The sequence below is a fragment of the Marichromatium sp. PS1 genome, from assembly GCF_041155115.1.
Classification (GTDB): Bacteria; Pseudomonadota; Gammaproteobacteria; order Chromatiales; family Chromatiaceae; genus Marichromatium; species Marichromatium gracile.
Genome location: NZ_BAAFHB010000001.1, coordinates 163746 through 175695 on the forward strand (window position 1 = coordinate 163746; position 11950 = coordinate 175695).

Genomic DNA, 11950 nt, shown 5'->3' on the forward strand with positions numbered 1-11950 from the left:
TGTGACAACTCCATAACCGGCCGACAAACCGGTCTCGACCGGACCCCTCTCCGCCCCGTGGCGCGACCCGAACACAGCCACGCGCGGCGTGGACAGTGCGCACTGCACCCTGGGGCAGGCACTCATGCCGGCACCAGCTCCAGGGCCTGAGAGGTGTAGAAGCCGACCATCACCCGGTGGGTGCGCCCTGGCTTCCAGCCACTGAGCCTGGGCTCGGCGGCGATCAGCGCCTGCAGTCGCTCCAGGCTCACCGGCACGATCGCCGGCGAGCGATCGCTGCGCGGGAACCACTTGCCGACGGCGTGCATCAGTGCCAGCAAGGGCGTCCGTGGCGCAAAGGTGAACAGGATCGATCCGCTGGTGCGCTCGGCGATCCCGGCGAGCACATCCACCACATCCTCGGGGCTGTAGTGGATCAGCGAGTCCATGGCCACCACGTAATCGAAGCGACCGTGGGCCGGGTCGAGCATGTCACCGGCCTCGAAGTGGACCACACCGGGCCCGAGATCGGCCGGCAGGCGCTCACGCGCCACCTCGATCAGACTCGGCGCCACATCGATGGCGCAGACCTCGGCACCGCGGCGCGCCGCCTCGACCGAGAGCATCCCGGTCCCGCACCCGGCGTCGAGCAGACGCTTGCCGGCGAGATCGCCCGGCAGCCAGCTGAGCAGGGTGTTGCGCATGTCGTCGCGCCCGGCGCGCACCGTCTCGCGGATACGCGAGACCTTGGCATCCGAGGTCAGCTTCGACCAGGCCTCGGAGGCGGTGCGGTCGAAGTAGGTCTTGATCTGACTCCGACGCTGTTGATAGGAACCCTCGGTCATCAGTCAAACCCCAGAAAATCGAAGATGTCGCGATCGCGCATCGGTCGCGCGTCCAGCGGCTCGACCCCGTTCCAGAGCTGCTGGGCGAGCTGCAGATACTGCTGCTGCGCGGCCTCCAGCCCGGAGTCCGGCTCCGGCTGCATCTCGAACACGGTCGACTTCTTCAGTCGGCTGCGACGGATGATGTCGAGGTCGGGCAGGTGTGCCAGACGCTCGAGACCGACGGCCTCGATGAAACGATCGATCTCGTCGGTCTGACGGCTGCGGTTGGCCACCACGCCGCCGAGACGCACCTTGTAGTGCTTGGCCTTGGCCTGGATGGCCGCGGCGATGCGGTTCATCGCGAAGATCGAGTCGAAGTCGTTGGCGGTGACGATCAGCGCGCGATCGGCATGCTGCAGCGGCGCGGCGAAACCGCCGCAAACCACGTCGCCGAGCACGTCGAAGACCACCACGTCGGTGTCCTCGAGCAGATGATGCTGCTTGAGCAGCTTCACCGTCTGACCGACCACGTAGCCGCCGCAACCGGTGCCGGCGGGCGGGCCGCCGGCCTCGACGCACATCACCCCGTTGTAGCCCTCGTAGACATAATCGGAGGGGCGCAGCTCCTCGGCGTGGAAGTCGACCGACTCGAGCACGTCGATGACCGTCGGCACCAGGCACTTGGTCAGGGTGAAGGTCGAGTCGTGCTTGGGATCGCAGCCGATCTGCAGCACCCGCTTGCCGAGCTTCGAGAAGGCGACCGACAGGTTCGACGAGGTGGTGCTCTTGCCGATCCCGCCCTTGCCGTAGACGGCAAAGACCTTGGCCGACTCGATCTGCAGGTTGGGATCGAGCTGCACCTGCATGCTGCCCTCTCCGTCCAGGTACTTCGTCACGCGGCAGCCTCCTCGACGACGCCTTCAAGGCGATCTTCAAGCTCTTCGCCCGCCTTGCGCAGGGCCTCGAGCGTCGCCTCGTCGGGCGACCAATAGTTACGTTCGTGCGCCTCGATCAGTCGGTTGGCGACCTTCGCCGAGGCGGTGGGGTTCAACTGGGCCAGCCGGTTGCGCATCTCATCGTCGAGCACGAAGGTCTCGGTGAGCTGCTGGTAGACCCAGGGGGCGACCTGACCGGTGGTGGCCGACCAACCCATGGTGTTGGTCACATGGACCTCGATCTGGCGCACGCCCTCGTAGCCGTGCTTGAGCATGCCCTCGTACCACTTGGGGTTGAGCATGCGGGTGCGGGTCTCGAGCGCGACCTGCTCGGCCAGGGTCCGCACCACGCCGTCGCCACGGGTCTGGTCGCCGATGTAGACCGGCACCTCGTCGCCCTTGAACTGACCGACGCTCTTGGCGATGCCGCCGAGGGTGTCGAAGTAGTGGTCGACGGTGGTGACGCCGAGCTCGACCGAGTCGAGGTTCTGATAGGCCAGCTGCACCTTGCCGAGCACGTCCTTGAGCAGCTCGGTCTGCTGCATCGGCTTGCCGGAGCGGCCGTAGGCGAAGCTCTTGCGCCGGGTATAGGTCTCGGCGAGCTCACCGTCCTCGTCCCAGCTGCTGCTGTCGATGAGGTTGTTGACGTTGGCGCCGTAGGCCCCGTCGGCGTTGCTGAACACCCGCAGCGCGGCGGTCTCGAGGTCGCAGTCGTGCGCTTCCATGTACTCGAGCACGTGCTTGCGGATGAAGTTCTGCTCGACCGGCTCGTCGGCCTCGGCGGCGAGGAAGGCGGCCTCGGCGAGGAGCTTGGTCTGCAGCGGCAGCAGGTCGCGGAAGATGCCCGAGAGGGTCATCACCACGTCGATGCGCGGGCGTCCCAGCTCTTCGAGCGGGATCAGCTCGGCGCCGCACAGCCGGCCGTAGTTGTCGAAGCGCGGGCGCGCGCCCATCAACGCCAGGGCCTGACCGATCGGGCCACCCTCGGTCTTGAGGTTGTCGGTGCCCCAGAGCACCAGCGCGATGCTCTCGGGGAAGCCGTTGCCCTCGGCCTGGTGACGCTCGATCAGCAGCTTGGCCTGCAGCGCGCCGTCGCGCTGGGCGAAGCGGCTGGGCATGCGGAAGGGGTCGAAGCCGTGCAGGTTGCGACCGGTGGGCAGGATCTCCGGGGTGCGCAGCAGATCGCCGCCGGGCGCCGGCGGGATGAAGCGTCCGTCGAGCGCGGCGAGGATCGCCGGGGTCTCGGTGTCCTGCTGCAGCTGCAGGTTGATCTTGGCCAGCTCGCGGAACAGCTCGACGTTCTCCTCGGAGGTCGCCATCTTGGCGGCCTTGAGCGCCTTCTCCGGCGACTTGCCGGCGACCAGTGCCGCGACCGCGTCGCGCTCCGGGCGGATGTCGCGGGTCGACTCGGCCACCGCCACCAGGGTGTCGATGCGCTCCTCGTCGGTCGGCGCCTCGCCGACCACGTGCAGACCGTGCGGGATCAGGGTGTACTCGAGCTCGAGCACCTCCTCGTTGAGGCGGGTGATGCGCGAGTCGATCTCGGTGCCGGCCCACTGCGGCTCGAGCTCGGCGAGCTCCAGCTCGGCGGCCTGGGCCTGGATCACCTCGGCGAGCTGAGCGCGCTCGTCGGTCTCGCTCGGCGGCAGCGAGCGCCACCGCTCCATCGACGACTTCAACTCGACCAACCCCTTGTAGAGACCGGCATGCGCGATCGGCGGGGTGAGATAGCTCACCAGGGTCGCAGCCGCGCGACGCTTGGCGATGACGCCCTCGGAGGGGTTGTTGGAGGCGTAGAGATAGACGTTGGGCAGATCGTTGATGAGACGATCCGGCCAGCAGGCGCCGGACAGACCGGCCTGCTTGCCCGGCATGAACTCGAGCGCGCCGTGGGTGCCGAAGTGCAACACCGCGTGAGCGCCGAAGTCCTCGCGGATATAGCGATAGAAGGCCGAGAAGGCGTGGGTCGGGGCGAAGCCCTTCTCGAACAGCAAGCGCATCGGGTCGCCCTCGTAGCCGAACGAGGGCTGGATGCCGACGAAGACGTTGCCGAACTGGGCACCGAGCACGAAGATCGAGGCGCCGTCGCTCTGCTGACGACCCGGGGCCGGACCCCAGTGGGCCTCGATCTCGGCGAGATGCGGCTCGCGACGGACGTGATCGTCGGTGGCGATGCGGGTGTGGACGTTGGCGTGAGCACCGAAGCGCGAGGCGTTGCCGTTGACCACACGCTCGCGCAGGTCATCGACGCTCTCGGGCAGCTCGACGCCATAGCCGGCCTCCTTCATCGACACCAGGGTGTGATAGAGCGAGGAGAACACCGACAGATAGGCCGCGGTACCGGTGTTGCCGGCGTTCGGCGGGAAGTTGAACAGCACCACCGCGACCTTGCGCTCGGCGCGCTCGGCGCGACGCAGCCGCACCAGCTTGGCGACACGGGCGGCGAGCATCGCGGCGCGATCGTCCTTGGCGTTCATGTCGCGGTTGGCATCGCCGCTGCCGTCGCCGGTACGACCACCGAAGACCATCGGGTTGGTGGCGCCGTCGAGCTCGGGGATGGCCACCATCATGGTCGACTCGACCGGCATCAGCCCCTGGTCGGAGTCCTGCCACTGATCGAGGGTCTGGAACTCCACGGCGAGGGTCGACATGTAGGGCACGTCGAGCTTCTCGAGCATCTCCTCGGCGGCCTTGGAGTCGTTGTAGGCGGGACCGCCAACCAGCGAGAAGCCGGTAAGCGAGACCACCGCATCGACCGTCGCCTTGCCGTCCTTCATGAAGAACTTCTCGATCGCCGGACGGGCGTCGAGCCCACTGGCGAAGGCCGGGACCACCTGCAGACCGTGGGCCTCAATCGCCTTGATCACGCCCTCATAGTGCCCGGAGTTGCCGGCGAGTACGTAGGAGCGCATCAGCAACAGGCCGACACGTCCCTTGAAGCCACCCTTGCCGGGATTGGGGAGCTGGGCAAGCTGCTCGGTGATGCGACCCTTGACGGCGGGGTGGAAGAGCCCGACCTCGGGATATTCGATGGGCGCGCCGACCTTGAGGGTGCCGCGCAGATGGCGCCGCTCGCCGTCGGCGTAGCGGTCGACCAGGAAACGGATCATGTTGCCGAGGTTGTCGGCGGAGCCGGCGAGCCAGTACTGCAGGGTGAGGAAGTAGGCGCGCACGTCCTGCGCGGTGCCGGGGATGAAGCGCAGCAGCTTGGGGATGCGGCGCAGCATCGACATCTGCTGGGCGCCGGCGCTCTGCTGCTTGCGCTCCTTGTTGCCGCGCAGACGCTTGAGCAGCGCCATCGGGCCGCCCTGGGCGCTGCCGTCCATGGTGAAGCCGCCGAGCTTGGTCAGGCGCATCAGCTCGCTGGCCGACATGCACACGATCATCGCGTCGCAGTCGTCGCGACGCGCCTGCAGCGCCGGCAGGATGGGGCGGAAGTGCTCCTCCATCACCAGCATGGTGACCATGATGATGTCACCCCGGGCGATGTCGGCGTGGCAACGCTCGAGCGACTCGGCGTCACCGGCCCAGTCGGTCGCCGCGTGCAGACTCAGCTCCAGACCCGGGAGGTCGCGCCGCACCTCCGGCAGTGCGCGCTCGGTGGTTCCCGCCAGATGCCCGTCAAGGTTGATGATGACGACGCGAACCGGAGTCTCATCGGGTTTCTTGGCGCGCTGATCAGCGGCCGAAATGCGCTTTGGCATCGTAGAGCGTCTCCACAGTAATGGTCTGGATCCCGCGCTCCGTGGCATAGCGCTCGGTGTTGCGCTTGGCCTTGCCGCGCACGAAGAACGGGATCTTTTTCAGTTCCTGCTCGGCTTCCGGTGCCCAAGCCATTGCAGCGGGGTCGCCAGCCGCGGCGGCGGGCGTCTCCTCCGGCTGTGCGGACGCGGCGGCTTCAGGGGCCCGTCCGGGGCTCGCGCCATGTCCCAGATGCGACGGGGTCGACGCGTCGTTGAACTCGAAGTCCTCCCTGAACATGGTGATCAGGTGCTCCTCGAGACCCATCATCAGCGGGTGGACCCAAGTGTCGAAGAGGACGTTCGCGCCCTCGAAGCCCATCTGCGGGGCATAGCGCGCAGGGAAGTCCTGCACGTGCACCGGCGCCGAGATCACCGCGCACGGCACCCCCAGACGCTTGGCGATATGGCGCTCCATCTGGGTGCCGAGCACCAGTTCCGGGTGCGCCTCGGCCACCCGCGCCTCGACCTCGAGATAATCGTCCGTGATCAGCGGCTCGACACCATACTGCTTGGCCGCGGCGCGGACCTCGCGGGCGAACTCGCGCGCATAGGTGCCGAGCCCGACCACGGTGAACCCGAGTTCCTCGCTGGCCACCCGCGCCGCGGCCACCGCATGGGTGGCGTCGCCGAAGATGAAGACCCGCTTGCCGGTCAGATAGGTCGAGTCGACCGAGCGTGAGTACCACGGCATTCTAGACCAGTCGGGCATCGGAATGCTGCCCGTATCGATCCCGGCGACCCGACCGACCTCGGCGATGAAGTCGCGGGTGGCGCCGATGCCGAGCGGCACCGTCTTGACCGTCGGCTGACCGAACATGCGTTCGAGCCAGAGACAGGTCTGGTCCGCGGTCTCGGGATAGAGACAGATGTTGAAATCGGCCTCGGGCAGACGCAGCAGGTCGGCCGGCGCAGCGCCGAGCGGCGCGACCACGTTGACATCGACGCCGATCATGTCGAGCAGCCGGGTGATCTCGGTGACGTCGTCGCGACAGCGGAAACCGAGCGAGATCGGCCCGAGCAGGTTGGCGCGCGGACGCTGCCCCTCGGGGCGCGGCGGACGCGACTCACCGGGTGCCGGACGACGCTCGTGCAGCAGGCCACGGACCAACTGGTAGAAGGTCTCGTTGGCGCCCCACGACTCCTTGCGGGTATAGGCCGGCAACTCCAGCGGCAGCACCGGGATCGGCAGCCCCATGCCCTGGGCGAGCGCGCCGGGCTGATCCTGGATCAGCTCGGCGGTGCAGGACTCGCCGATCAACAGCACCTCGGGCGAGAAGCGGTCGTAGCAGGCCTGGATGGTGTCCTTGACCAGCTCGGCGGTATCGGCGCCGAGTTCGCGGGCCTGGAAGGTGGTATAGGTCACCGGCGGGCGCGAGTCGCGCCGCTCGATCATGGTGAACAGGAGATCGGAATAGGTATCTCCCTGGGGCGCGTGCAGCACCAGATGCACGCCTTTCATCGAGGCGGCGACGCGCATCGCGCCGATATGAGGCGGCCCCTCGTAGGACCAGAGCGTCAGCTGCATGATGTCAAACCTGTAACAGCGCACCGCGGGTGAGCGGGCGCGCGAACAATTCTGCGAGATCCGCCGCTTGGTCGAATCCGTGCACCGGCGAGAACACCAGCTCGATCGACCACTTGGTACGCAACCCTTCGGCCTCGAGCGGGTTGGCCAGCCCCAGTCCACAGACGGTGAGGTCGGGACGCGCGGCGCGCACGCGGTCGAGCTGGGTCTCGAGGTCCTGGCCCTCGGTGACCCGCACGCCCTCGGGCAGCAGCGCCAGCTCGGGTTCCATCAGCTGACGATCGATGAAGGGCGAGGCGACCTCGACCAGCTCCATGCCGAGCTCGCGCTGGAGGAAGCGCGCGAGCGGGATCTCGAGCTGGGAGTCGGGCATGAAATAGATGCGCTTGCCGGCGAGCTGCTCGCGATAATGCTCGAGCCCGCGGCGGGCACGGGCCACCGCCGGCGCGGCGACCTCGTCGACGCGCTCGGGGGTCACGCCCCAGGCGGCGGCGGCGGCCTTGAGCCAGGCCAGCGTCCCCTCGACGCCGAAGGGATAAGGGGCCGAGAGCAGCGCAGCGCCGCGCTTGTGCAGCGCGCGCGCGGTCTCGCCGAGGAAGGGCTGGGCGAGCAGCACCGAGGTGCCGGGGCCGACCGGGGGCAGCTCGCTGGCCTGACGCGGCGGCAGGAAGTGCACCGGGCCGATCTCGAGGGCCTCGAACAGCCGGCGAAACTGGTCCTCGACCACGTCGGGCAGGGTGCCGAGCACCAGCAGCGAACGCTCGATGCTGGGCAGTGCCGGCAGGCGCGGCACCAGCGCGCCAAGACAGGCGTCCTCACCCTGGGTGAAGGTGGTCTCGAGGCCGCTGGCCGAGTAGTCGATGACCTGGACGCGGTCACTGTAGCGCTCGGAGAGACGCTCGGCGGCCTTGCCCAGGTCGAGCTTGATCACCTCCGAGGGACAGGAGCCGACCAGAAACAGGGTCTTGATGTCGGGACGACGCTCGAGCACGTCGGCGACCACCCGGTCGAGTTCCTGGTTGCAATCGGCCATACCGGCGAGATCGCGCTCCTGGAGGATGGCGGTGGCAAAGCGCGGCTCGGCGAAGATCATCACCCCGGCGGCCGACTGCAGCAGGTGCGCGCAGGTGCGCGAACCCACCACCAGGAAGAAGGCGTCCTGGATCTTGCGATGCAGCCAGACGATACCGGCCAGACCGCAGAAGACCTGGCGCTGACCACGCTCGCGGGTGATCTCGGGCAGCGCGCAACCGCCCTGCTTGGGTTCGCTGACCAGGCTCATTCGGCCACCTCGGCGAGCTTGGCGTTACGATTCCCCTCGAGCCGCGCCGCGCGCAGCTTGATCAGGAACTGCCCGGCATTGATCACGTAGGTGGCATAGGCGGCGAGCGCGATCCACATCTGTCCGGTCACATCGACCCAGTTGGTGGCCAGGGCGACCAGATAGGCGGTGTGCAGCGCCAGCACCAGCATGCTGAAGACGTCTTCCCAGAAGAAGGCGCGCGCGAACAGATAACGCCCGAACACGACCTTCTCCCAGATCGCGCCGGTAATCATGATGGTATAGAGGATTAGGGTCTTGATAACGATGGAGACCGTCGCCGCCAGCGCACCCTCGCCGGTTGACAGGTAACGCAGCACCAGGTACAGACTAACCAGAAAGACCACGAATTGAACGGGCGCAAGAATCCCCTGAACCAGCGTCCAAGGCGATTCGTCCCGGCGCCTGCGCTCTTCTGGGGTATAAAGCGGCGGGCGCGGGATTTGCTTTGATTGACGGAGACTCATCGTTGGCCGGGCTCGCTTCGATCCTTAGTCGTTATGTCATGCATGAGGAATCTAGTCCGCTTTCCAGGATGCGTCAACCAAACTTTACGTAAACCTGACTTGACAACCCGGCACAAGCCACCACAATAGGGTTGCGAGTCCAACGAGGCCGCTCGCGATGCCCCGGCATCAGCGTGCACGGTACGTTCGGCATGGCCCGTCCAGACCGGCGACCGCCTCCTCATTGAGCTCGAGAGTTGAGAGGGCGGGCCTCGATCCATTCGCAGTATCGAATACGGAGACGAGCCCGCGCGTCGCGCCTTGGCTTGGTTTCCGTCGAAACACCTGATTTCGGCAGCGAGCATCGCGCATCCGGGCCTGATTTGTCACCCCCCGCGTGCGCGCGCCGGGCGACTTCTGGAGGTCTCGGTGCGTGGCAAACTGGCTTCAGCGCCCGGGGTGCCGGGAGGCTTGTTGATTCATATGGGATCTCGTTCGGTGAGCCTGCCACTGCGGCCCTGACGTGGAACCTGCTAAACGCGCCCATAGGCAGTGGAGGGTCTGGTCGCCGTGAGTCCGTTCAGAGACCCAAGGGAATCCCTGGGCGTCCTCAACGCCGAAACAGCGGCGCTGTTAATCGAAGGCACAGCGGACATCGCCATCGTGATCGACGACCAAGGCGTAGTGAGCGATATCGCATACGGGAGTGACGATCTCTCCTCGGAGTTCAGCGACGAGTGGATCGGCCAGCCGTGGCTGGCGACCGTCCTCCCGGAGAGCCGCCCCAACCTCGAGGCGCTGCTCGCCGAGGCCGAGCACGATGCCATCACCCACTGGCGCCAGGTCACCCACCCCACCGCGCGCGGCACCGACATCCCGGTGCAGTATCGCGCGATGCGTCTCGGCGAGGACGGTTCGGTGGTGGCGCTCGGACGCAACCTCCAGGGGATCGCCGCACTGCAGCAGCAACTGGTCGACGCCCAGCAGGCGCTCGAGCGCGACTACTGGCGCTTCCGCCAGGTCGAGACCCGCTACCGGCTGCTGTTTCGCATGGTCTCCGAGGCCATCCTCATCATCGACGCGCCGACCCAGCGCGTGGTCGAGGCCAACCCGGCCTCGGGCCAGCTGCTCGGCGAGGCGCCCGCACGGGTGATCGGTCGCCCCTTCCCCGAGGGCTTCGACGCCGACAGCACCCAGGCCATCAACGGCCTGCTCGCCGGCGTGCGCGCCGCCGGGCGGGCCGACGACGTGCGCGCCCGGCTGCTCGACAGCGGTCAGGAGTTCCTGGTCTCGGCCTCGCTGCTGCGCCAGGAGAACGTCTCCTTCCTGCTCGTCAGACTCTCGCCGCGACCGGCCGACAGCAGCTCGGGCACAGCCCACCCGGAGACCAGCTCGCGCTATCTGCGGGTACTCGAGAACGCCCCCGATTGCGTCGTCATCACCGATGGCGATGGGCGCATCCTCACCGCCAACGGCACCTTCCTCAATCTCGCCGAGGTGGCCACCGAGCAGCAGGCCCGCGGCGAGTCGCTCGACCGCTGGCTGGGCCGCCCCGGTGTCGATCTCAACGTGCTGATGGCCAACCTGCGCCAACACGGCACGGTGCGGCTGTTCGCCACCACCCTGTGCGGCGAGTACGGCTCGACCACCGAGGTCGAGATCTCGGCGGCGGCCATCCGCAACGGCGAGCGCCCCTATTTCGGCTTTTTCATCCGCGACGTCGGTCGCCGACTCGGCGCCGAGCCGGCCCCCACCCCGGAACAGCCACGCTGGCTCGAGCAACTCACCGAACGCGTCGGTCGGGTGCCGCTCAAGGAGCTGGTGCGCGAGTCGACCGACACCATCGAGCGACTCTGCATCGAGGCGGCGCTCAAGCTGACCGGGGACAACCGCGCCTCGGCCGCCGAGTTGCTCGGCTTGAGCCGCCAAAGCCTGTACGTCAAAATCGACCGCTACGGCATCACCGATCAAGCGTCCGAGGCCACGGCGCCGGACAAGAAATAGCGCCGACCTCGACACCCATGCAGCCCGACCCGATCATCACCGCGCGCAGCGTCGGCGCCTCCCGGCGGCGCCTGCACCCCTGCCCCGGGCCGAGACGCGCACCCAGTTCCACCCACGACCGCATGGCGGCATCCCCGGCCGGATCGCCGCCGCGCCCCCTGATAGGCTTTAGGTTTCCGGCATGAATCAATCGACGCTGTCCGCCACCCCCAAGCGCCCCGCCTTGCCCGCGGTACTCGAGGTCCTTCACCCCATCACCTGGTTCCCGCCGATGTGGGCCTTCGCCTGCGGCGTGGTCTCCTCCGGCGCGCCGATCCTCGACCAGCTGCTGGTGGTGTTCGCCGGTATCCTGCTCGCCGGGCCGCTGATGTGCGGCACCAGCCAGGTGGTCAACGACTGGTACGACCGTCATGTCGACGCCATCAACGAGCCCGATCGCCCCATCCCCTCCGGGCGCATCCCCGGCAATTGGGGCTTCTATCTGTCGCTGATCTGGACCGCCGCCTCGCTGCTGCTCGCCTACGCGCTCGGCCCCTGGGTGTTCGGCGCCTCGCTGGTCGGCATGGCCCTGGCCTGGGCCTACAGCGCCCCGCCCTTCCGCCTCAAGGGGAACGGCTGGTGGGGCAACCTCGCCGTCGGCATCTCCTACGAGGGACTGGCCTGGGTGACCGGCGCGGCGGTGATGATCGGCGGCGCCATGCCCGACTGGCAGATCCTCGTGCTCGCCCTGCTCTACAGCATCGGCGCCCACGGCATCATGACCCTCAACGACTTCAAGGCGATCGAGGGCGACATCAAGATGAACGTGCGCACCCTGCCGGTACAGCTCGGCGTCGACCGCGCCGCTCAGCTCGCCTGCGTGGTCATGGGACTGCCGCAGGCGATCGTGATCGCGCTGCTGTTCTCCTGGGACAAGCCGGCGCACGCCATCGCCGTCGGCGTGGTGCTGCTGATCCAGGTCGGACTGATGATCCGCTTCCTCGGCGACCCGCGCGCCCGCGCCACCTGGTTCAGCGGACTCGGTGTCAGCGTCTATGTCACCGGGATGATGATCAGCGCCTTCGCGGTGCGCGCGCTGGCCGGCTGATCCGGCGCCGCCGCCCGCCCCGCGCAGCAACCTCAACCCGGGGCGCCGGTGTACCGCGAGCGGCGGGCACAGGCGCCTCCCAA

8 protein-coding genes are annotated in these 11950 nt (G+C 67.8%); 2 read left to right on the plus strand and 6 right to left on the minus strand.

Translation table 11 applies throughout. The features are described from left to right. Positions 1 to 122: 122 nt before the first annotated feature. Genes bchM through bchF form a run of 6 tightly spaced genes read right to left on the minus strand, consistent with a single transcriptional unit; the run spans position 123 to position 8797 of the window. Positions 123 to 824, minus strand: coding sequence for a magnesium protoporphyrin IX methyltransferase (bchM, locus tag ACAM26_RS00770; protein WP_123139964.1), 702 nt, complete (start codon positions 822 to 824; stop codon positions 123 to 125). Beyond that, a complete protein-coding gene (gene bchL / locus ACAM26_RS00775; protein ID WP_207301277.1) occupies positions 824 to 1672 on the minus strand; it encodes a ferredoxin:protochlorophyllide reductase (ATP-dependent) iron-sulfur ATP-binding protein in 849 nt (282 codons plus the stop codon). The genes bchM and bchL overlap by 1 nt, the downstream gene beginning before the upstream one ends. A gap of 26 nt (positions 1673 to 1698) precedes the next feature. Further along, positions 1699 to 5445, minus strand: coding sequence for a magnesium chelatase subunit H (locus ACAM26_RS00780; protein WP_123139966.1), 3747 nt, complete (start codon positions 5443 to 5445; stop codon positions 1699 to 1701). Next, the gene (gene bchB / locus ACAM26_RS00785; RefSeq protein WP_123139967.1) at positions 5420 to 7009 is read right to left on the minus strand and encodes a ferredoxin:protochlorophyllide reductase (ATP-dependent) subunit B; all 1590 of its coding nucleotides are present in this window, start codon (positions 7007 to 7009) and stop codon (positions 5420 to 5422) included. The genes ACAM26_RS00780 and bchB overlap by 26 nt, the downstream gene beginning before the upstream one ends. Positions 7010 to 7013: 4 nt before the next feature. Further along, the gene (locus ACAM26_RS00790) at positions 7014 to 8291 is read right to left on the minus strand and encodes a ferredoxin:protochlorophyllide reductase (ATP-dependent) subunit N (RefSeq protein ID WP_123139968.1); all 1278 of its coding nucleotides are present in this window, start codon (positions 8289 to 8291) and stop codon (positions 7014 to 7016) included. Then, on the minus strand, positions 8288 to 8797 hold the full coding sequence (gene bchF / locus ACAM26_RS00795; protein ID WP_062272403.1) for a 2-vinyl bacteriochlorophyllide hydratase: 510 nt from the start codon (positions 8795 to 8797) through the stop codon (positions 8288 to 8290). Before bchF ends, ACAM26_RS00790 begins: the two co-directional genes overlap by 4 nt. 549 nt (positions 8798 to 9346) lie before the next feature. Between bchF and ppsR the strand changes: the two genes are divergently transcribed. Both ppsR and chlG read left to right on the plus strand, forming a co-directional pair. Next, entirely contained in the window at positions 9347 to 10780 is a 1434-nt protein-coding gene (gene ppsR, locus ACAM26_RS00800; protein WP_369612940.1) for a transcriptional regulator PpsR, read from the plus strand. A 181-nt stretch (positions 10781 to 10961) separates the two neighbouring features. Beyond that, a complete protein-coding gene (gene chlG / locus ACAM26_RS00805) occupies positions 10962 to 11867 on the plus strand; it encodes a chlorophyll synthase ChlG (protein ID WP_123139969.1) in 906 nt (301 codons plus the stop codon). Positions 11868 to 11950: the final 83 nt, after the last annotated feature.

What these genes read in the sequence shown, in the direction of transcription:
- bchM (WP_123139964.1), bottom strand. Translation starts at nt 824, where the DNA reads ATGACCGAGGGTTCCTATCAACAGCGTCGGAGTCAGATCAAGACCTAC.
- bchL (WP_207301277.1), bottom strand. Translation starts at nt 1,672, where the DNA reads ATGCAGGTGCAGCTCGATCCCAACCTGCAGATCGAGTCGGCCAAGGTC.
- ACAM26_RS00780 (WP_123139966.1), bottom strand. Translation starts at nt 5,445, where the DNA reads ATGCCAAAGCGCATTTCGGCCGCTGATCAGCGCGCCAAGAAACCCGAT.
- bchB (WP_123139967.1), bottom strand. Translation starts at nt 7,009, where the DNA reads ATGCAGCTGACGCTCTGGTCCTACGAGGGGCCGCCTCATATCGGCGCG.
- ACAM26_RS00790 (WP_123139968.1), bottom strand. Translation starts at nt 8,291, where the DNA reads ATGAGCCTGGTCAGCGAACCCAAGCAGGGCGGTTGCGCGCTGCCCGAG.
- bchF (WP_062272403.1), bottom strand. Translation starts at nt 8,797, where the DNA reads ATGAGTCTCCGTCAATCAAAGCAAATCCCGCGCCCGCCGCTTTATACC.
- chlG (WP_123139969.1), top strand. Translation starts at nt 10,962, where the DNA reads ATGAATCAATCGACGCTGTCCGCCACCCCCAAGCGCCCCGCCTTGCCC.